The organism is Roseovarius sp. (genome assembly GCF_030373445.1).
GTDB lineage: Bacteria > Pseudomonadota > Alphaproteobacteria > Rhodobacterales > Rhodobacteraceae > Roseovarius.
In genome coordinates this window covers 18698-40309 of record NZ_JAUCYU010000012.1, presented here as the reverse complement: position 1 = coordinate 40309, position 21612 = coordinate 18698, and the positions used below count along the sequence as shown (strand labels likewise).

The window sequence follows — 21612 nt, the reverse complement described above, 5'->3', positions numbered from 1 at the left end:
TCTATTCCTGCGGGATCACCCGCAGGCCCAGCTCCATAAGCTGATCGCTGGTCGGCTCTGACGGTGCGTTCATCATCAGGTCCTCGGCACGCTGGTTCATCGGGAACATGATGACCTCGCGGATGTTCGAGGTGCCGGCCAGCAGCATTACGATCCGGTCGATGCCCGCCGCGCAGCCGCCGTGCGGGGGTGCGCCGTACTGGAAGGCGTTGACGAGGGCGCCGAAGCGTTTGCGCACCTCGGCCTCGTCGTAGCCGGCCAGTTCGAAGGCCTTGAACATGATTTCCGGCTTGTGGTTCCGGATGGCGCCCGAGACGATCTCGTAGCCGTTGCAGGCGAGGTCGTACTGGTAGCCCTTGACGGCGAGCGGGTCGCCCTCGAGCGCCTCCATCCCGCCCTGCGGCATCGAGAAGGGGTTGTGCTCGAAGTCGATGGCGCCGGTCTCCTCGTCCTTCTCGTAGATCGGGAAGTCGACGATCCAGGCGAAGGCGAAGCGGTTCTGTTCGGTGAGGTTCAGCTCCTCGCCGATCACGTCGCGGGCCTTGCCGGCGACGCGCTCGAAGGCCTGCGCTTTGCCGCCGAGGAAGAAGGCGGCATCACCCACGCCGAGACCCAGCTGCTCGCGGATCGCCTCGGTGCGCTCGGGCCCGATGTTCTTGGCCAGCGGGCCGGCCGCCTCCATCCCCTCGCCCTGGTCGCGCCAGAAGATGTAGCCCATCCCCGGCAGCCCCTCTTTCTGGGCAAAGCTGTTCATCCGGTCGCAGAACTTGCGGCTGCCGCCCGTGGGCGCCGGGATGGCGCGGATCTCGGTGCCGTCCTGTTCCAAGAGCTTGGCGAAGATCGCGAAGCCCGAGCCGCGGAAATGGTCCGAGACGTCCTGCATCTCGATCGGGTTGCGCAGGTCGGGCTTGTCGGTGCCGTATTTGAGCGCCGCTTCCTTGTAGGGGATCTGCGGCCAGCTGGCCGGGTCGTCGACCTTGGCGCCCTGCCCATGCTCCTCGAACACGCCCGCGATGACGGGCGCGATGGTGTCGAAGATGTCCTGCTGGGTGACGAAGGACATTTCCATGTCGAGCTGGTAGAAATCGGTGGGCGAGCGGTCGGCGCGCGGATCCTCGTCGCGGAAGCAAGGGGCGATCTGGAAATACTTGTCGAAGCCCGACATCATGATCAGCTGCTTGAACTGCTGCGGGGCCTGCGGCAGGGCGTAGAATTTCCCCGGGTGCAGGCGCGAGGGCACGAGGAAGTCGCGCGCGCCCTCGGGCGAGGACGCGGTGATGATCGGCGTCTGGAACTCGCGGAAATCCTTCTCCCACATGCGGCGGCGGAAGGAGGCGACCACGTCGGAACGGAGCGTCATGTTGCGCTGCATCGCCTCGCGGCGCAGGTCGAGGTAGCGGTAGCGCAGGCGGGTTTCCTCGGGGTATTCCTGGTCGCCGAAGACGATGAGCGGCAGCTCGGCCGCGGCGCCCAGCACCTCGATGTCGCGGATATAGACCTCGATCTCGCCGGTGGTAATGCGCGGGTTGATGAGGCTCTCGTCGCGCGCCTTCACGGTGCCGTCGATGCGGATGCACCATTCCGAGCGGACCTTCTCGACCTGCGAAAACACCGGGCTGTCGGGGTCGCAGAGCACCTGGGTCATGCCGTAATGGTCGCGCAGGTCGATGAACAGAACGCCGCCATGGTCGCGGATGCGGTTCACCCAGCCCGACAGGCGGACGGTCTCGCCCACGTTCGACTTGGTCAGTTCAGCGCAGGTGTGGCTGCGGAATGCGTGCATGATACCCTCTCACCAGGCCCGGGCGGCCCTTGCTCTCGGTCCGCGCCGATACACATGGCCGGGAGGGCAAAGTCAAGGGGCGGCGCCTTGCCAGCCGCCACGGAAAGGTTGCAAAATCGTTTACAGGTGCATGATTTTCGGCAAAAATACCGGCTAGCGAGCAGAAAGCCGGGGGAACCGGATGTTTTTGGGTAGGTTTTACTACATCGCGACAGGGCGCCGTGGGTGGGCGCAGATCCGCAAGACCAAGATGGGGTGAAACATGTGGGACAAGATTTTCGATGGGTTTCTCACCCATCTCATGCATGTCGGCGATTTCCGGCTTACCTTTCCTGACGGCACGACGCGGCAGTATGGCGACGGATCCGGCAAGCCGATCGCGGTGACGCTGCACGACCCGGCCCTGCCCCGCAAGATCATCATGTCTCCCGACATGGCGGTCGGCGAGGCCTATATGGACGAGCGCCTGACCATCGGCGACGACGACCTGTCCGGCTTCCTCGAACTGGCCATCCGCAACGTCGGGATGCAGGGCGACCCGTGGTTCCGCAAGCCGCTTGCGGTTGGACGGCATATGATGCGCTACCTGCAGCAATTCAACCCCGTTGGCCGGTCGCGGGCGAATGTCGCGCATCACTATGACCTGTCGGGCGAGCTGTACGACCTGTTCCTCGATACCGACCGGCAATATTCCTGTGCCTATTTCCGCCGCCCCGACATGACCCTGGAGGAGGCGCAGGCGGCCAAGAAGCACCATATCGCCGGCAAGCTGCTGATCGAGCCGGGCATGAAGGTGCTGGATATCGGCTGTGGCTGGGGTGGCATGGGCCTGACGCTGGCGCGCGATTACGGCGCCGAGGTGACCGGCGTGACGCTCTCGACCGAGCAGTACAACATGGCCAACAAGCGCGCCGAGGAGGCCGGGCTGGCAGACCGCTGCAAGTTCGAGCTGATGGATTACCGCGACGTGCAGGGGCAGTTCGACCGGATCGTCTCGGTCGGCATGTTCGAGCACGTGGGCATCCCGCATTACGAGGAGTATTTCCGCACGGTGAAGCGCCTGCTGACCGATGACGGCATCGCGCTCATCCACACGATCGGCCGGTCCGACCCGCCGGGCACCACGAGCCCGTGGATCCTGAAATACATCTTCCCCGGCGGCTATTGCCCGGCCCTGTCGGAAGCGATGCGGCCGATCGAGAACCAGGACCTGTTCGCGACCGATGTCGAGGTCTGGCGCCTGCATTACGCCGAGACGCTGCGCCACTGGCACGACCGGTTCATGGCCAATATCGACCGCGCGCGGGAGCTCTATGACGAGCGATTCTGCCGGATGTGGCGCTATTACCTGCTCGCCTGCGAGATGACGTTCCGCCATAACCGGCAGGTGGTGTTCCAGTTCCAGATCACCAAGCAGCAGGACGCGGTGCCGCTGACGCGGGATTACCTGTATTGCCCGGATGACAAGGACGACCTGCGGCACGCGGCGGAGTAGCTCCGCCCGGCGCGCCCTTGCAGGCGCGCCCCGCCATCATGTGGCGAGCGTGACCGGTATCAGGCCGCGCAGGGCGTTGCCGACATGGAGGCGTTTCGCGGACTGCAGATCGGGGGGCGTAAGCACGGCCTCGCGCGCCTGTCCGGTTTCCAGCAATTCGGCGCGCAGGATACCGGGCAGCGCGCCGGAGGAAAGCGGCGGGGTCAGCAGGCCCTTTTCGGTTTCCACGAAGATACTGGTGATCGTGCCTTCGCAGATCTCGCCACATTCGTTGAGGAAAAGCAGTTCCTCCACCCCCTCCGGCATCGTGGCCCGGGCGCGGTCATAGATGCCGCGCTCGGTGGTCTTGACCTGCCGCCAAGGATCACGCGCCGTCACACGTTCCCCGGCAAACCCCACGCGCCAGACCGTCCCCCCGGTCAGTGGCGCGAAGGGCTGTGACGTCACCTCTGCCTGTCCCTCGGCATCGACCGTCAGCCGCACCCGCAGCGCCCCCTGCCCGTTCACCGCGTCGAGCGCGGCCGCGACGCCCACGGGCACGATGCCGAGCCGATCCGCCGTGGCGTTCAGCCGCGCGAGGTGCCGGGCGCGCCGGTGGATGCCACCCTCCGGCGTCCAGAGGCAGGTTTCGATCAGGCGAAAGCCGGGGTCAGCCGGCGGGCGAAGCGGGCTTTCCATAGCGCCTCCTCGTATTCGGATGGGGCGGTGCTGTCATATACGACGCCGCCGCCCACGTTGAGCACGGCCTTCGTCCCTTCCAGCATCAGCGTGCGGATGGCCACGTTGAACTCGGCCCGCCCGTCGGGCGCGGCCCAGCCGATCGAGCCGCAATAGATCTCGCGCGGGGTGGGCTCCAGCTCGGCAAGAATTTCCATCGCCCGCAGTTTCGGCGCCCCGGTGATCGAGCCGCAGGGGAAGAGCGCGCGCAAGATGTCCGACAGGCCCGTCCCGCCGCGCATCCGGCCGGTGACGAGCGATGTCATCTGGTGCACCGTCTCGTAGCTCTCGACGGCGAAGAGTTCGGGCACGCGGACGCTTCCGGGGGTGCAGACGCGGCTGATGTCGTTGCGCAGCAGGTCGACGATCATCAGGTTCTCGGCCCGGTTCTTTTCGTCGGTCGAGAGGAAGGCGCGGCGGCGGGCGTCCTCGGCCGGGTCATCGCTGCGGGGCTGGGTGCCTTTCATCGGGCGGGTTTCGATCCGGCCCGCCGCATCGGTGCGGAAGAACAGCTCGGGCGAGCGTGACAGGATGTCGGGGCCGTCATGGCCGGTGACAAGCGCGCCGTGGCGCACCGGCTGGATGGCCGTGAGAGCGGTGGTGAGCGCCTCTGGCGTGCCGGTGGCCTCCATCGTGGCGGGGAAGGTCAGGTTGGCCTGGTAGATGTCGCCCGCGCCGATGAGGGCGTGCACGCGCTCGAAGGCGGCGGTGTAGTCGGCCTCGGACCATGCCGGGCGGAACCGGTCAAGCGTGGCCGGGCCCGGGTGCAGGGCGGCTGCAGCCTGCGGCGCCTCGTAGACACCGAAGGACAGGAGCGGGAGGCGGCGGGTCGCGGGCATCAGGGGCGCCAGCCGCGGCTCGAGCGCATAGCCCAGCTCGTAGCTCGCGAACCCGGCAAGCCACGCGCCCGAGGCGCGGGCTTCGTCCAGTGCAGCAAGCGCCGATGACACCTCCGACAGCGTATCGGCCGTGATGAGCCGGAGGGGCGCCCCGAAGAGGGCCGGCCCGCCATCCGGGCCATGATCGAAGCGAATCTGCATCACACCGCATCCTTCTTTCGCCTCCCCCCGCCTGCCTACGCCGTCCGGCCGCGGCCTTCACCCCCAAAAACGGCAGGTCCACACGGCTTTGCGATCCCCCTTGCACAGAGGCGCGTGATGGATATAACCGCCAACAATTTGCGCTGCCCCGGGGAAACGTCCATGCCGAAGAGAACCGATATCTCGTCCATCATGATCATCGGCGCCGGTCCCATCATCATCGGGCAGGCCTGCGAGTTCGACTATTCCGGGGCACAGGCCTGCAAGGCCCTGCGCGAGGAAGGCTACCGGGTGATCCTGGTGAACTCGAACCCGGCCACGATCATGACCGACCCGGGCCTGGCCGACGCCACCTATATCGAGCCGATCACGCCCGAGGTCGTGGCCCGCATCATCGAGAAGGAACGCCCCGACGCCCTGCTGCCCACGATGGGCGGGCAGACCGGGCTGAACACGGCCCTGGCCGTTGCCGATATGGGTGTTCTGGACAAGTTCGGGGTCGAGCTGATCGGCGCCAACCGCGAGGCCATCGAGATGGCCGAGGACCGGAAACTCTTCCGCGAGGCGATGGACCGGCTGGGAATCGAGAACCCCGCCGCCACCATTGCCAACAGTTTCGACGAGGCGATGGCGGCCCTCGATACGGTGGGCCTTCCCGCGATCATCCGCCCCGCCTACACGCTGGGCGGCACCGGCGGGGGCGTGGCCTATAACCGCGACGATTACGAATATTACTGCAAGTCGGGGCTCGATGCCTCGCCCGTCAGCCAGATCCTGATCGACGAATCGCTTCTGGGCTGGAAGGAGTACGAGATGGAGGTCGTCCGCGACAAGGCGGACAACGCGATCATCGTCTGTTCCATCGAGAACGTCGACCCGATGGGCGTGCATACCGGCGATTCGATCACCGTGGCCCCGGCGCTGACGCTGACCGACAAGGAATACCAGATCATGCGCAACGGCTCGATTGCCGTTCTGCGCGAGATCGGGGTCGAGACCGGCGGGTCGAACGTGCAATGGGCGATCAACCCCGATGACGGCCGGATGGTCGTGATCGAGATGAACCCGCGGGTGTCGCGCTCCTCGGCGCTGGCGTCCAAGGCCACCGGTTTCCCCATCGCCAAGATCGCCGCCAAGCTGGCCGTGGGCTACACGCTCGACGAGCTCGACAACGACATCACCAAGGTGACGCCGGCGAGCTTCGAGCCCACCATCGACTATGTCGTCACCAAGATCCCGAAATTCGCCTTCGAGAAGTTCCCCGGCTCGCAGCCTTACCTGACCACCGCGATGAAATCCGTGGGCGAGGCGATGGCCATCGGCCGCACCATCCACGAATCGCTGCAAAAGGCGCTGGCCTCGATGGAATCGGGCCTGACCGGCTTCGACGAGGTCGAGATCGAGGGCGCCCCGGAAGAGGCCGCCGTGATCAAGGCGCTCAGCCTGCAGACCCCGGACCGGATGCGCACCATCGCCCAGGCGATGCGCCACGGGCTGTCGGATGACGCCATTTTCAACGCCACCAAGTACGACCCCTGGTTCCTGGCCCGCATCCGCGAGATCGTCGAGGCAGAGGAGCGGGTGCGCAAGGACGGTCTGCCGGTCGACGAGGACGGGCTGCGCGCGCTCAAGATGCTGGGCTTTACCGATGCGCGGCTGGCCGCCCTCACGGGCCGGACCGAGGGGCAGGTGCGCCGGGCGCGCCATGCGCTCAACGTCACCGCCGTCTTCAAGCGGATCGACACCTGCGCGGCCGAGTTCGAGGCGCAGACGCCCTACATGTATTCCACCTACGAGGCCCCGATGATGGGCGAGGTGGAATGCGAGGCGCGGCCCAGCGACCGCAAGAAGGTGGTCATCCTCGGCGGCGGCCCGAACCGGATCGGGCAAGGCATCGAGTTCGACTACTGCTGCTGTCACGCCTGTTTCGCGCTGACCGATGCGGGTTACGAGACGATCATGATCAACTGCAACCCCGAGACCGTGTCGACCGACTACGACACCTCGGACCGGCTCTATTTCGAGCCGCTGACCTTCGAGCACGTGATGGAGATCCTGCGCGTCGAGCAGGAGAACGGCACGCTGCACGGGGTGATCGTTCAGTTCGGCGGGCAGACGCCGCTGAAGCTGGCCAATGACCTCGAGGCCGAGGGCATCCCGATCCTGGGCACCTCGCCCGACGCCATCGACCTTGCCGAAGACCGCGAGCGGTTCCAGGCGCTGGTCAACAAGCTGGGCCTGCGGCAGCCGAAGAACGGGATTGCCTCGAGCGACAAACAGGCGCTGGCGATAGCCGAGAGCATCGGCTTCCCGCTGGTGATCCGCCCGTCTTACGTGCTGGGCGGCCGGGCGATGGAGATCGTCCGCGACATGGCCCATCTCGAACGCTACATCAAGGAAGCGGTCGTGGTGTCGGGCAAGAGCCCGGTGCTGCTCGATGGCTACCTCTCGGGCGCCATCGAATGCGATGTCGACGCGCTCTGCGACGGCACGCGGGTCCACGTGGCCGGCATCATGCAGCATATCGAGGAGGCCGGCGTGCACTCGGGCGATTCCGCCTGCTCCCTGCCGCCCTACTCGCTCGCGCAGGACACGATCGACGAGATCAAGCGCCAGACCGAGGCGCTGGCGCTCGAGCTGGGCGTGCGCGGGCTGATGAACGTGCAGTTCGCGGTCAAGGAAGGCGAGATCTTCCTGATCGAGGTGAACCCCCGCGCCAGCCGCACCGTGCCCTTCGTCGCCAAGGCGACCGACAGCGCCATCGCCTCCATCGCCGCGCGGCTGATGGCGGGCGAAACGCTGGATGCCTTCCCCAACCGCGGCCCCTACCCCGCCGACGCGCGGCCCGGCAGCCTGCCGATGGCCGACCAGATGACGCTGGCCGACCCGGCGATGCCGTGGTTCTCGGTCAAGGAGGCGGTGATGCCGTTTGCCCGCTTCCCCGGCGTCGATACCATCCTCGGCCCGGAAATGCGCTCGACCGGCGAGGTGATGGGCTGGGACGTGTCCTTCCCCCGCGCCTTCCTCAAGGCCCAGATGGGCGCGGGCGCGGTGCTGCCCGAAAGCGGCAAGGTGTTCTTCTCGATCAAGGATGCCGACAAGACGCCGCAGCTCGTGGAAACCGCGCAGACGCTCGTGGACATGGGTTTCGAGATCGTCGCGACCCGTGGCACCGCGGCCTTCCTCGAAGGGCACGAGATCGCCTGCGAGGTGGTCAACAAGGTCTACGAGGGGCGGCCCGACGTGGTCGACATGCTCAAGGACGGGCAGATCGCGCTGGTGATGAACACCACCGAGGGCGCGCAGGCGGTCGAGGACAGCCGCGAGATTCGCTCGGTTGCGCTCTACGACAAGATCCCCTACTACACGACCGCCGCCGCCGCCCACGCCGCCGCCCTGGCCATGAAGGCCCGCGACGAGGGCGACCTTGTGGTAATGGCGCTACAGGGGCCCGGGAAGACGGCCGCGTAGACCGGCGGCGCAAGAATCGCAAGCCTTTGCGAACACGGCATTTTTTGGCGTTATCCACAGCCATGACCGCCGGTCTGTCCGGGTATGCACGAATTGCATAGATTTTAATCTTCATTTCTGTTGCGCGACTCCACTTGCGCCATATATGCGGGCCATGAGCCGCAGCGTAACGCGACTCGGACCTGACCCACTCTAGACCCAGGAGGCTGGACATGACCCGCGATGAACTGAACCGCGAACTTCGTATGCATAGTGCCACCTGGCAGTCGGTTGTGCTGGTATACGGTCTGCTCGTCGGTACGCTGGTGCTCTCGGCAATGGCCATCACCGCATAAAGGCAGGGCGGGCGCCTCCTGCGCCCGGTACCACGCTCTTCACAACCGAAAAGGCGCCGGGCGGTATCTACCGCGCGGCTTTTGTAGTTTGACACCCCGGACGGCATCGTGCTGTCCCCCGTTCCGGGAAGGAAGCTGAGAATGACACGTGACGAACTGAACCGCGAACTGCGCATGCACAGCGCAACCTGGCAATCGGTGGCGATCGTCTATGGCCTCATCGTCGCGTCGATGGTGGGCTCTGCCATGTGGATCATCGGCTGACGATCAGGAAAATCTGGAATTCTACGCGAAACGGCGGAGGGCTGACCCTCCGCCGTTTCTGCTTGTGTCAGGCCGACAGCCTCAGCTGCTTTTCTCGGTGCCGACCTCGGTGCCCTCGACCTTCTCGTCGCCCGGGTCGATCTTGGCCGAGGCCGCGTCGCCCACGTTGTCGACGCCGCGCTCTTCCAGCAACGTGGTCAGCCAGTCGGGGTCCATCTCGGGAACCGAACTGAGCAGCAGGTCGGTATAGGGGTGGTGCGGGGGCGTGAACATCTCGTCCTTGGGCCCCTGTTCCACCACCTTGCCGTGCTGCATCACCACCACCTCGTCGGCGATCGACCGCACGGTGGCAAGGTCGTGGGTGATGAACATGTAGGCCAGGTTCAGCTCGTTCTGCAACCGGTCGAGCAGCTTCAGGATGCCCTCCGCCACAAGCTGGTCGAGCGCCGATGTCACCTCGTCGCAGATGATGAAGGTGGGCTCGGCCGCCAGCGCCCGGGCGATGCCGATCCGCTGTTTCTGTCCGCCCGACAGCTCTGGCGGGAAGCGATTGTAGAACTTCGACGGCTCCAGCTCGATCAGGTCGAGCAGTTCGTCCACCCGGTTCTTGAGCGCGGCCCCCGACAGCCCCGAATAGAACTGCGCCGGCCGGCCGATGATCTCGGAGATCCGCACCTTGGGGTTCAGCGCCGTGTCGGCCATCTGGTAGATCATCTGGCACTGGCGCAACTGGTCGCGGCTGCGGTCCTTGTAGGAGGGTGGGAAAGGCTCTCCCTTGAACATCACCTGCCCCTTGGACGGGGGCAGCAGGCCGGTGATCACCCGCGCCGTGGTCGACTTGCCCGAACCGGATTCGCCCACGACCGCCACGGTCATGCCCTCGTAGATGTCGAAGGACACGTCATCCAGCACCTTCGCCCCGCCGGTATAGGAGGCGTCGACGTTCTGCACGGAGATGAGCGGCGTGGCGTCCTTGGGCCGATGCTTCTGATCCCGCTGGAAGCTGCGGACCGCCCAGAGCGACTTGGTATAGTCCTCCTTCGGGCTTTCCAGCATCTCCTTCGTCGGGGCTTCCTCGACCTCCTCGCCCTTCAGCAGCACCTTGATCGTGTCGGCCATCTGCGCCACGACCGCCAGGTCGTGGGTGATGTAGATCGCGGCGGTGTTGAACTGGTCGACGATGTCGCGGATGGCCGCGAGCACCTCGATCTGGGTGGTCACGTCAAGCGCGGTGGTCGGCTCGTCGAAGATGATCAGGTCGGGCCGGCAGGACATGGCCATCGCCGTCATCGCCCGCTGAAGCTGCCCGCCCGACACCTGGTGCGGGTAGCGGAAGCCGATCTCCTCGGGGTTGGGAAGGCGCAGGCGGCGGTACAATTCCACCGCGTCCTCCTGCGCCTCCATCCGTTTCTTGATGCGGTACTGCACCGGCGCCTCGGTGTGCTGGTCGATCAGCTTGTGCGCCGGGTTGAACGAGGCCGCCGCCGATTGTGCCACGTAGGCGATCCGCGAGCCCCGAAGGGCGCGCCTCTCGCTTTCGCTGGCAGTCGTCAGCTCCATCCCGTCGAACTCGATCGAGCCGTCCGAGATGCGCGTGCCGTCACGGGCATAGCCCATGGCGGCGGCGCCGATGGTGGATTTGCCGGCACCGGATTCCCCGATCAGGCCCATCACCTCGCCACGGTGGAGGGTCAGGTCGACCCCCTTGATGATGTCGATCCACTGCTCGTCGCTGTAGCCCTGAATCTTCAGGTTCCTCACCTTGAGCAGGACATCGCTGTCCTTGAACTTGGTCGCCATTTTTATTTCTCCTTCAGGCCAGAGGACCGGAACAGCATCCAGTCGACCACGAAGTTCACCCCGACCGTCAGCAGCGCGATGGCGGCCGCCGGTATGAGCGGGGTAATGTCTCCGAACGAGATCAGGGTGGCGTTCTCACGCACCATCGAGCCCCAGTCCGCCGTGGGCGGCTGGATGCCGAGCCCGAGGAACGACAGCCCCGCCACCAGCAGGAACACGAAGCAGAATTCCAGACCGAACTCGGCCACCAGGGGGGCGGTCGAGTTGGGCAGGATTTCCCGCCGGATGAGGTACCACATGCCCTCACCGCGCAACTGCGCAGCCTCGATATAGTCCATCACCACGACGTTGCCCGCCACCGCCCGTGTCAGGCGGAAGACGCGCGGCGCGTAGATGATGGCCACGGCGATGATGATCACGATGATCTGCGGCCCGAAGATCGACAGCATCAGCAGCGCGAAGATCAGCGACGGGATCGACATGATCACGTCGGCCAGCCGGCCCATGAACTGGTCGAACCAGCCGCCCTTGGTGGCCGCCAGAAGCCCGGCCAGCGCCCCGAAGAAGAACGCCGCCAGCGTCGCCGACAGGGCCAGCCCCACCGAGTTGCGCGTGCCATAGACGATCCGGCTGAACATGTCGCGGCCCAGCTGGTCGGCACCGAGCAGCATGTTCGAATCCGCCGGCGCAAAGGCCGAGGCGATCACCTGTGCCTCACCATAGGGCGCGATCAACGGGGCGAAGACGCCCATGATCGCGTAGGTGAAGATGACGAACATCCCGAAGGCGGCCGTCAGCGGCGCGGTGCGCAGCTCCTTGGCCATCTCGTCCGAGACCAGCGCGATCAGGAACTCGCGGAAGGCGTAGGAGACCATCGCCGCCAGCGCCAGCACGCCCGCGCAGATGGCAATCGCCCGAAGCGCGCCCGTGCCGCCGATGATGCCCAGAACGAAGGACACCAGCGTCAGCGAGAACAGCAGCAGGAAGGCCGATCTCTTGTTGAAGTAAGCTGCAAGGCAGGAACCGCCCAGAAGCAGCGTGTAATATCCGATTACAAACCAGCTCATGTGACTGCCTCCTTACTTCGGATGCCGCAGACGCGGGTTGGTGAGAATGGCGCCCACATCGGCTGCGAGATTGAGCAGGATGAAGGTCGCCGCGAAGATCAGGCAGCAGGCCTGGACGACCGGGAAGTCACGCTTCGACACCGCGTCGACAAGCGCCTGCCCGATGCCGGGATAGACAAAGACCACCTCGACCAGCACCACGCCGGTGATCAGGTAGGCGAGGTTCAGCGCGACCACGTTGATGATCGGGGCCCAGGCGTTCGGCAGGGCGTGCTTGACGATCACCCGCCACGGCGGCGCACCTTTCAGGCGGGCCATCTCGATATAGGGCGAGGCCAGCAGGTTGATGATCGCCGCCCGCGTCATCCGCATCATGTGCGCCATCACCACCAGCACCAGCGTCAGCGCCGGCAGGAACGTGCGCTCGAGAAGCTGGAGGAAGGACATCCCCTCGCTCAAGCTCGAGATCGCCGGGAACATGCCCCAATTGACCGCGAAGTAGAGGATCAGGATGTAGCCGAGGAAGAATTCCGGCGACGAGATGAACGACAGCGAGACCACGTTGGCCACGCGGTCGAAGATCGAGTTGCGCAGCAGCGCCACGATCACGCCGAGGATAATCGAGACCGGCACCGCGATGACCGCGGCATAGGCCGCAAGGAAAAGCGTGTTCATGAACCGGTCGCTGATCGTGCGGGCGACGGATTCGCCGGTGACGATCGAGTTGCCGAAGTCGAACATGACGGCGCCGCTCAGCCAGTCGAGGTATCGCACGATCGCCGGCTGGTCGAGCCCCATTTCCCGGCGCAGCGCGCGCAGGTTCTCTTCCGTGGCCCCCTGGCCGAGCACGGCCTGGGCGATGTCGCCCGGCAGCAATTCGACCATGAAGAAAATGATGACCGAGATGACCAGTAGAATGATCAGCCCTAGCCCGAGCCGTCTTCCAACGAGCCCAAGTATGTCTCCCATCTGTCCCTCCTGCTGTTGCCCCGTGGTCCCGCGCTCATGGCTGTCCGGGTGGCCGGGTATACAGATATTTTTGGCCTTGGCGGGCTGGGTAAGACTGTCTGGATGACCCGCTTCGGCGATGGGTCCGGGCCCGGGCGTCGTGCCGGGGTCCGGACGGTGAAGCCCCGGCGCTTCTGCGCCGGGGCCGGGTGTGTCGTCCTAGCCTTCGAACCACCAGCGGCTGCAGGCGCGGGCGCCGTCCATCTGCCAGCTCGGGGCAAGATCCTCGCCATGCTTGACGTTCTTGCGGCGGGCATAGACGAAGTCCGGGAAGAACGGGATGACGGTGCCGCCATCGTCCTTTGCCAGAACCGCCATCTCGCGGTACATCTCGGCGCGCTTGGCGTCGTCGATCTCCGACTTGGCCATCCGCAGCAGCTCGTTGAACCGCTCGTTCTGCCAGTGGCTTTCGTTCCACGCCGCGTCGTCCTTGTAGGCCAGCGAGTACATCACGTCCGGAGTCGGACGCGCGCCCCACTGCACGCAGCACCACGGCTTCTTGAGCCAGACGTCGGAATAGTACCCGTCGTTCGGCTCGCGCTTGACCTTGATGTTGATGCCGGCGGCCTTGGCGTGTTCGGCATAGAGCACGCACATGTCGACCGAGCCCGAGAAGACCGAGTCGGCGACGCTGATCTCGACGGTGAGGTCTTCCATCCCCGCCTTCTTCAGCAGCGACTTGGCCTGGTCGGGGTCATACGGGCGCTGTTCGATATCCTCGGGCCAGTAGGGCATGGCCGGCGAATGGTGGAAATCGTTGCCCATGGTCGCCGTGCCGAAGACGATCTTGTCGATGATGTCCTGCCGGTCGATCGACAGTTTCAGCGCGTTGCGCACGTCGACATTGTCGAACGGCGCCACGTCGCAGAACATCGGCATGGTGATCGCCGCGGCCGAGGCGACCTGGTCGATCTCGATGTTCGGGTCGCGCTGCAGCAGGGCGAGCGTCTTCAGTTCGATCTGCGTGACGGCATCGACATCGCCGGTGACCAGCGCGGTCTGGCGCGCGTTGGGGTCGTTCAGCACGGTGATCGTGACACTGTCGAAATAGGCCCCGTCGAGGTGCCAGTCGTCATGGCGCTCGAACGCGTAGCTGACGCCGAACTCGGCATTGGTCAGCTTGTACGGCCCGCAGCCGTCGCCCGATTTCCAGTCGATCGAGCCGTCCTCGTTCGCCGGGCAGATGGCCAGGTGATAGTCGGTCATCAGCCACGGCAGGTCGGCGTTGCCCGAGGCCAGCTTGAAGGTGATCGAGCCGTCGCCGTTGTCGGTGATGTCCTCGACATCCGTCAGCAGCGCGGTCGCCGCAGAGGTGCTGTCCTCGCCGCGGTGGTGGTTCATCGAGGCGATCACGTCGTTGGCCGTGACCTTGCCGCCGCTGTGGAAGGTGGCGTTCTCGTTCAGCTTGAAGGTCCACTCCTTCGCGTCCTCGGAGGCCGACCATTCCGTCGCCACGTCCGGCCCGAGCGAGCCATCGGGTTCGATCAGGGTCAGGTAGCTGCGGAAGGTATGCGCGACCTGGATCATCGAGAAGGACAGGTAGGTGCCCGGGTCATGGGTGTCGGACGTGTTGCCGTCATGCGCGCCGAGGCGGAAATGGCCGCCGCTCTGCGGCTCGGCCTTCGCCGAAGTGGTCCAAAGGCCAGTGGCGGCCGAGGCGGTCATGCCCGCGGCCATCGAGTAATGCATGAACGAGCGGCGCGAGATCTTGCCTTCGCGGGCAGCATCCGCCAGCCGGTCGATCATCATCTGATCGTGTTTCTTTGTCATATCTTCTCCCTGGTATGTCGTCTTGTTGGACAATGTCCCGGTCGGTTCCGGGTTTTTCTTGGTATTCTGGTCCGGTTCCTTCCCCGAAACCCGCAGGGGGCATGTCGTTCAGGGGTGGTACGAAGACCTTGTTCTTCGTCTATCGTCTGGTCTGGGTCCCCTTTCTTCTTTTCTTCTTTCCTATTGGGCCGCCGGGGCGGCCGAATGAGCGGGCCCGGCGCACGCGGCGCCGGGCCCTTTGCAAGATCAGTCTTCGAACCACCAGCGGCTTGGGCCGCGGGCGCCGTCAAGCTCCCAGCTCGCGGCAAGGTTCTCGCCATGCTTCACGTTGGCGCGGCGCGCGTAGACGAAGTTGTTGAACATCGGGATGATCGTCCCGCCGTCGTCCTTCGCGAGGATCGCCATGTCGTGGTACATCTCGGCGCGCAGGCTGTCGTCGAGCTCGGACTTGGCCTTCAGCAGGAGGTCGTTGAACTCCTCGTTCTGCCAGTGGCTCTCGTTCCAGTCGGCATCCGCCTTGTAGGCCAGCGTGTACATCACGTCGGGCGTGGGGCGCGCGCCCCAGGACACCGCGCAGAACGGCTTCTTCAGCCAGACGTCGGAATAGTAGCCGTCGTTCGGCTCGCGCACGACCTTGACAGTGATGCCCGCCTGCTTGGCCTGCTCGGCATAGAGCACGCACATGTCGACCGCGCCCGAGAACAGGCTGTCGGCGGTCGAGATGCTGACCGTCAGGTCCTCGGCGCCGGCCTTCTTGAGCAGCGACTTGGCCTGGTCCGGATCGTACTCGCGCTGTTCGATATCCTCGGGCCAGTAGGGCTGGGCCGGGGAATGGTGGAAGTCGTTGCCGATCGTGGCCGCGCCGAAGGCGATCTTCTCGATGATCTCGTTGCGGTCGATCGACAGCTTCAGCGCGTTGCGCACGTTGACGTCGTCGAACGGCGCCGTGTCGCAGAACATCGGCATGGTGATCGCGGCGGCCGACGGCACGTTCTCGACCACGATGTTCGGATCGCGTTCCAGCAGCGACGAGGTCTTGATGTCGATCAGCGTGACCGCGTCGACATCGCCGGTCACAAGCGCGGTCTGGCGGGCGTTCGGGTCGTTCAGAACCAGCATTTCGAGGTTGTCGAAATAGGCGCCTTCTAGGTGCCAGCCGTCATGGCGGCTGAGCTTCCAGCTGACGCCCCATTCGCCCTGGTCGATCTTGTAGGGGCCCGAACCGTCGCCCGACTGCCAGTCGATGCTGCCATCCTCGTTGCCGGGGCAGACGGCGAGGTGATAGTCGGTCATCAGCCACGGCAGGTCGGCAATGCCGCTTTCCAGCGAGACGACGACGGTGTGGTCGCCATCCGCGGTCACGTCGGTTACCGACGACAGCAGCGATTTCGCCGCCGAGGTGCTTTCCTCGCCGCGGTGGTGATTGAGCGAGGCGACCACGTCGGAGGCCATCACCGGCTTGCCGCTGTGGAACGAGGCATCCGGGTTGATCTCGAACGTCCAGACCGACGCGTCCTCGTTCGCCGACCAGTCGCTGGCAAGGTCCGGACCGAGAGAGCCATCGGGCTCGATCAGGGTCAGGTAGCTGCGGTACTGGTGCGCGAGGTAGATCTGCTGGCGTGAAACATACTGGCCGGGGTCGTGCGTGTCGGACGAGTTGCCGTCATGCATACCGACCCGGAAAGTGCCGCCCTGCTTGGGCTGGGCGTTGGCCTTGGTGGTCCAGAGACCGGTGGCGGCCGAGGCGGACATGCCGGCGGCCAGTGAGTAATTCATGAAGGACCGGCGCGATATCTTGCCTTCGCGGGCGGCTTCGGCGAGCCGATCAATCAACAATTGATCTGTTCTCTTGGTCATATTTTCTCCCAGGAATTCTTCATAATGTCGGACGGTCCGCGGGATTGCGGCATCACCGTCAAAGCTTCTCTCCCTTGTGAAGTTTCGGGCGGCTTGAATGCGACATATTGATAGCAAAACACGAAATCGGCGAGTCTTCCAGTGTGGAGTTTGCCTTTCCACGGTTTTTTGAAGAACTCCGCATGGATAGGGCCCGCTTTGAAAGCGGCTTACGTCGCGGCGGCTTCGCCCCGCCCCGGCCCTGTCCTGACCGGGTGGTCAAAAAACGACATTTCCTGCCGCCGCGCGATCTTCCGCGGCCGGCCGCGCCTCACTCGTTGCGCTTGGTCCTGAGCTTGGCGAAATAGTCCACGCGTTTCTTCAGCTCCCGCTCGAAGCCGCGCTCGACCGGCTGGTACAGCACCGGGCGCTTCATGTCCTCGGGGAAGTAATCCTGCCCCGAAAACCCGTCTTCTGCGTCGTGGTCATAGGCATAGCCCTTGCCGTAGCCCTGCTCCTTCATAAGCTTGGTGGGCGCGTTCAGGATATGCTTGGGCGGTGACAGGCTGCCGGTCTTCTGGGCCTGTCTCCGCGCCTCCTTGTAGGCATTGTAGGCGGCGTTCGACTTGGGCGCCAGCGCCAGGTAGGTCAGCGCCTGCGCGATGGCCAGCTCCCCCTCGGGGCTGCCCAGCCGCTCGTACACCTCCCACGCGTGCAGGCAATGGGTCTGCGCCTGCGGGTCGGCCAGCCCGATATCCTCCACCGCCATGCGGGTGATCCGCCGGGCCAGGTAACGGGGGTCCTCGCCCCCTTCCAGCATCCGCGCGAACCAGTAAAGCGCGGCATCCGGGTCGGACCCGCGCACCGATTTGTGCAGCGCCGAGATCAGGTTGTAATGCTCGTCCCCGCTCTTGTCATACTTCGCCGCCCGCCGCATCAGCCGCGAGGTCAGGCCCTTCACGTCGAGCTTGCTGTCGGTCTTCCACGCCGCCACCTGCTCGATCAGGTTCAGAAGCGCCCGCCCGTCGCCATCGGCCATCTCCAGCAGCGCCTCGCGCGCCGGGCCATCCAGCGGCAGCGGCTTGCCGATCTCCGCCTCGGCCCGCTGGGTCAGCAGCTCAAGGTCGGCCAGCGACAGCCGCTCCAGCACGAAGACCTGCGCCCGGCTCAGCAAAGCGGCGTTCAGCTCGAAGCTGGGGTTCTCGGTCGTGGCCCCCACGAGAAGGATGGTGCCATCCTCCATATGCGGCAGGAAACTGTCCTGCTGGGCCTTGTTGAACCGGTGGATCTCGTCGACGAAGAGCAGCGTCCCCTGCCCGTTCGCGCGGCGGTGCTTGGCCTCGTCGAACACCCGCCGCAGGTCCGGCACGCCGGTGAAGATCGCGCTGATCTGCACGAAATGCAGGTCGGTCTCATCCGCCAGCAGCCTTGCGATGGTGGTCTTGCCCACGCCGGGCGGGCCCCAGAACACCAGCGAGCCAAGGCTGTTCGAGGCCAGCATCACCCCCAGTGGCCCCTCCGGCCCCAGCACCTGCTGCTGGCCGATCACGTCCGACAGCTTGCGCGGCCGCAGCCGGTCGGCCAGCGGGCGCGGCGCGGTGTCGGGCAGGGCCTCGGGCTGGGTGTCGAACAGGTCGCTCATCGGCTTACAACCGGAACCGCATGGTCATGCGCTGGGTGCCGCGCTGCACGTCGAGGAAGAGGTGCCGCCGCGCCTCCTCCAGCGCCGCCTCGGCCTCGGTCGCACTCTCGACCGTCACGTCATTGATCCCGCGCAGGATATCCCCCGCCCGAAGCCCGGCGCGCAGCCCGATCTGGCCGGGGTCGTCGACCACCACGCCCTGGGCCGACAGCGGCAGGGCATATTCCCCGATCACCGCCGGGTTCACCGTCGACAGCATCATGCCGGGAATGGCGGCGTTCCGCCCCGTCGTCAGCTGCCCGCGCGGCGGCACGTCCGGCGCCGCGATCAGGCGCACCGTTGCCTCACCCGCCTCGCCGTTGCGCACATGGGCGATCCGCGCCTCCGCCCCGATGCCGGTCACCGACATGCGAAAGATCATCTCGGCCGGGGTATTCACGGGGTGCCCCTCGACCGCGGTGATCACGTCGCCCGGCTGATAACCCGCCTCGAGGAAGCTGCTGGCCGGGTGCAACTGCGAGATCACCACGCCACCCGGCGCGGAAAGCCCCAGCCCCTCGGCCATGTCCGCCGTCACCGGCTGGCCATCCATCCCCGCCCACGGCCGCTCGAACACGCTCTTGCCGTCGCGCGCCTGTGCCACGAACTGCGACACCAGCCGCGAGGGGATGGCGAAGCCGATCCCGTTCGACCCGCCCGAGCGGCTGAGGATCGAGGTGTTGATGCCGATCAGGCTGCCATTCACGTCGACCAGCGCGCCGCCCGAGTTGCCGGGGTTGATTGGCGCATCGGTCTGGATGAAATAGCCCCGCGCGTTGCCGGTCGCGGTGCCCGACCGCGCGAGCCCCGAGACGATCCCGCTGCTGACCGTCTGCCCCACTCCGAACGGGTTGCCCAGCGCCAGCACCAGCTCGCCCACCTGCACGGTATCGCTGTCCCGCAGGGTCAGCGCCGGCATGTCGTGGGCGTTCTCCATCTGCAGGATCGCAAGGTCGCTTTCCTCGTCGGCCAGAAGCACCTTCGCCGAAAACTCCCGCCGGTCGTTGAGCACGACGCGGATATCCGTGGCCTCCCCCACCACGTGGTAATTCGACACCACGATCCCGTCTTTCCCGAGGATCACGCCCGAACCAAGGCTGTTCTGCACCCGCTGCCGCGGCGTGCCGAAATCGCGGAACAGGTCCTGGAAGAAGGGGTCGCTGGAAAACGGGCTCTGCACGCTGACCACCCGGCGGGCATAGATGTTCACCACCGCCGGAGAAACCTTCTTCACCACCGGAACGAAACCGGTCTGGATCTCGATCTGGCTGGTCGGCACCTGCATCTCGGCCCGGGCGGGCAGGCCGGGGAGGAGGAGACAGATTACCAGGATCCAACGCATGTCCGCCCTCCGTTTTCTCGGCTGCCTTCCTGATATGCTGGGCCGGCGGGCGGATTGCAAGCTGTCACGCGGTGGCCGGGCCCCGTTGCAGGGCCCGGCTTGGACGCGGCTCAGCCCGCCTTGCGGGCCAGCCGGCCCCGCCGCGCGCGCACGGCGTCGGCCAGGCCGTGCAGCGCGGTTTCCGTCTTCTCCCAGCCAAGGCAGCCATCGGTGATCGACTGGCCGTAGACCAGCGGCCGCTGCCCCACCTTCTGCGCCCCGCCGACAAGGTGGCTCTCCACCATCACGCCGGTGATACGGGTATCGCCCGCCGCCACCTGCGCGCCGATCTCTTCCAGCACCTCCGGCTGTTTCTCGGGGTCCTTGCCGCTGTTGGCGTGGCTTGCGTCGATCATCACCTGTGGCCGCAGGCCATCGCTCGCCATCTTCGCGCAGGCCGCGTCGACAGACCCCGCGTCGTAATTCGTGCCGCCCCCGCCGCGCAGGATGACATGGCAATCCTCGTTGCCCCCGGTGCCGACGATGGCCGCCTGCCCCTCCTCCGTCAGCCCCATGAAATGATGCGGCTGCGCGGCCGAGCGCACCGCGTCGATGGCGATCTGCACGTTGCCGCGCGTGCCGTTCTTGAACCCCACCGGGCAGGACAGGCCCGACGCCATCTCGCGGTGGATCTGGCTTTCCGTCGTCCGCGCCCCGATGGCGCCCCACGCCACGAGATCGGCGATGTATTGCGGCACCGTGGTATCGAGGAACTCGGTCCCCACCGGCAGCCCCATCTCGGCCAGTTGCAGCAGAAGCGTGCGCGCCGTCTCGATCCCTTCGTTGATGCGGAAGGAGCCGTCGATGCCCGGATCGTTGATCAGCCCCTTCCAGCCGCCGATGGTGCGGGGCTTCTCGAAATAGGCCCGCATGACCACCTCCACCGCGTCCGACAGCTCGTCCCGCAGGGTACGCAGGCGGCCGGCATACTCGACCGCCGCCACCGGATCGTGGATCGAGCAGGGCCCGACCACCGCGACGATCCGGTCATCGCGCCCGTCGAGAATCGCGCGGATCGCGGCGCGGCCCTCCTGCACCGTCTTCGCGGCCGGGCCACTCACGGGATGCCGCGCGCGCACCGTCGCGGGGGAGAGAAGTTCGTGCATCTTCGTGATGCGGAGGTTCTGTGTCGTCGTCGCCATGGGATCTGTCCTTCGGGCTGGCCCCCGGCGGAGACATGAAAAAACCGCCGGTGAGGGCGGTTCGGTTTGGTGTGTCACTGTCAACGTTGTGTCAGAACGCGCAGACCCTTCCCGCCGCCATATGGCTCGGAGCATAAAAATACCAGAATGCGGCAAAGGTGCGTGTCATGGCGGGCACGCTAGCGGGCTCGGGTGGCCATGTCACGCGAAAAATGCGCAGGCGTGGGCGCCCGTGGTTGTCACCCGGGGGGCCAGCCCCCCGGACCCCCTGGGATATTTATAGCCAGAAGAAGCATGGGGGAAAAAGAAAACCCCCGCCAGCGGAACCGGCGGGGGTGGAAACGGCCCGGAAGGGGCGGTCTCTTATTCTTCGTCGGCATCCTCGAGCGCGACGCGCTCCTTGTCGGATTTGCCCTTGGCGTCGAGGTCGCGGTCGACCAGTTCGATGATCGCCATCGGCGCCATGTCACCATAGCGGAAGCCGGCTTTCAGGACGCGGGCATAGCCGCCCGAGCGTTCCTTGTAGCGCGGGCCCAGCACGTCGAACAGCTTGGCGACGTGGATGTCCTGCTTGAGCTGGGCGGCGGCCTGGCGGCGCGCATGCACGTCGCCGCGCTTGCCCAGCGTGATGAGCTTGTCGATCACCCGCTTGAGCTCTTTCGCCTTGGGCAGGGTGGTCTTGATCTGTTCGTGTTCGATGAGCGAGCCGGCCATGTTCGCCCACAGCGCCTTGCGGTGCTCGTGGGTGCGGTTCAGGCGGCGATAGCCTCGTGCGTGACGCATGTTTCTTACTCCTATGTGCCCTCTACGGGCGGTTTTGCT

Annotated in this window: 16 protein-coding genes; 4 read left to right on the top strand and 12 right to left on the bottom strand. The window is 65.8% G+C overall.

Annotation, left to right across the window (positions count from 1 at the left end):
* Position 1: 1 nt before the first annotated feature.
* Complete coding sequence (gene aspS, locus QUV18_RS19170) at positions 2 to 1783, bottom strand: aspartate--tRNA ligase (RefSeq protein ID WP_300895699.1); 1782 nt, start codon at positions 1781 to 1783, stop codon at positions 2 to 4.
* 262 nt (positions 1784 to 2045) lie between these two features.
* On the opposite strand from aspS, the gene QUV18_RS19165 reads away from it, so the two are divergent.
* Complete coding sequence (locus tag QUV18_RS19165; protein WP_300895698.1) at positions 2046 to 3278, top strand: cyclopropane-fatty-acyl-phospholipid synthase family protein; 1233 nt, start codon at positions 2046 to 2048, stop codon at positions 3276 to 3278.
* Positions 3279 to 3314: 36 nt separating this feature from the next.
* On the opposite strand, the gene QUV18_RS19160 is transcribed toward QUV18_RS19165, so the two are convergent.
* Both QUV18_RS19160 and QUV18_RS19155 read right to left on the bottom strand, forming a co-directional pair.
* Entirely contained in the window at positions 3315 to 3956 is a 642-nt protein-coding gene (locus QUV18_RS19160) for an aminotransferase class IV family protein (protein WP_300895697.1), read from the bottom strand.
* Positions 3911 to 5035: an aminodeoxychorismate synthase component I gene (locus tag QUV18_RS19155; protein WP_300895696.1), complete on the bottom strand. Its 1125-nt coding sequence runs from the start codon at positions 5033 to 5035 to the stop codon at positions 3911 to 3913. The genes QUV18_RS19160 and QUV18_RS19155 overlap by 46 nt, the downstream gene beginning before the upstream one ends.
* A 162-nt stretch (positions 5036 to 5197) precedes the next feature.
* On the opposite strand from QUV18_RS19155, the gene carB reads away from it, so the two are divergent.
* From carB to QUV18_RS19140, 3 genes are all read left to right on the top strand, one after another.
* Positions 5198 to 8506, top strand: a complete 3309-nt coding sequence (gene carB / locus QUV18_RS19150; protein WP_300895695.1) for a carbamoyl-phosphate synthase large subunit — start codon at positions 5198 to 5200, stop codon at positions 8504 to 8506.
* 212 nt (positions 8507 to 8718) lie between these two features.
* A complete protein-coding gene (locus QUV18_RS19145; protein ID WP_300895694.1) occupies positions 8719 to 8841 on the top strand; it encodes a hypothetical protein in 123 nt (40 codons plus the stop codon).
* 141 nt (positions 8842 to 8982) lie between these two features.
* On the top strand, positions 8983 to 9105 hold the full coding sequence (locus QUV18_RS19140; protein ID WP_300895693.1) for a hypothetical protein: 123 nt from the start codon (positions 8983 to 8985) through the stop codon (positions 9103 to 9105).
* A gap of 81 nt (positions 9106 to 9186) precedes the next feature.
* Here the strand turns inward: QUV18_RS19140 and QUV18_RS19135 are convergent, their stop codons facing one another.
* The 9 genes from QUV18_RS19135 to rplQ form a co-directional block, all read right to left on the bottom strand.
* The gene (locus QUV18_RS19135) at positions 9187 to 10905 is read right to left on the bottom strand and encodes an ABC transporter ATP-binding protein (protein WP_300895692.1); all 1719 of its coding nucleotides are present in this window, start codon (positions 10903 to 10905) and stop codon (positions 9187 to 9189) included.
* A gap of 2 nt (positions 10906 to 10907) precedes the next feature.
* Positions 10908 to 11972 carry an ABC transporter permease gene (locus tag QUV18_RS19130; protein WP_300895691.1) on the bottom strand — a complete coding sequence of 355 codons (1065 nt, stop codon included), beginning with the start codon at positions 11970 to 11972 and terminating at the stop codon, positions 10908 to 10910.
* 12 nt (positions 11973 to 11984) lie between these two features.
* Complete coding sequence (locus tag QUV18_RS19125) at positions 11985 to 12941, bottom strand: ABC transporter permease (protein ID WP_300895690.1); 957 nt, start codon at positions 12939 to 12941, stop codon at positions 11985 to 11987.
* A 198-nt stretch (positions 12942 to 13139) separates the two neighbouring features.
* Positions 13140 to 14750, bottom strand: a complete 1611-nt coding sequence (locus tag QUV18_RS19120) for an ABC transporter substrate-binding protein (protein ID WP_300895689.1) — start codon at positions 14748 to 14750, stop codon at positions 13140 to 13142.
* A 246-nt stretch (positions 14751 to 14996) separates the two neighbouring features.
* On the bottom strand, positions 14997 to 16607 hold the full coding sequence (locus tag QUV18_RS19115) for an ABC transporter substrate-binding protein (protein ID WP_300895688.1): 1611 nt from the start codon (positions 16605 to 16607) through the stop codon (positions 14997 to 14999).
* 310 nt (positions 16608 to 16917) lie between these two features.
* Positions 16918 to 18228, bottom strand: a complete 1311-nt coding sequence (locus QUV18_RS19110; protein WP_300895687.1) for a replication-associated recombination protein A — start codon at positions 18226 to 18228, stop codon at positions 16918 to 16920.
* A gap of 4 nt (positions 18229 to 18232) precedes the next feature.
* Positions 18233 to 19609, bottom strand: coding sequence for a trypsin-like peptidase domain-containing protein (locus QUV18_RS19105; protein WP_300895686.1), 1377 nt, complete (start codon positions 19607 to 19609; stop codon positions 18233 to 18235).
* 110 nt (positions 19610 to 19719) lie between these two features.
* Positions 19720 to 20790: a 3-deoxy-7-phosphoheptulonate synthase gene (locus QUV18_RS19100; protein ID WP_300895685.1), complete on the bottom strand. Its 1071-nt coding sequence runs from the start codon at positions 20788 to 20790 to the stop codon at positions 19720 to 19722.
* A gap of 363 nt (positions 20791 to 21153) precedes the next feature.
* On the bottom strand, positions 21154 to 21573 hold the full coding sequence (gene rplQ / locus QUV18_RS19095; protein ID WP_300895684.1) for a 50S ribosomal protein L17: 420 nt from the start codon (positions 21571 to 21573) through the stop codon (positions 21154 to 21156).
* Positions 21574 to 21612: the final 39 nt, after the last annotated feature.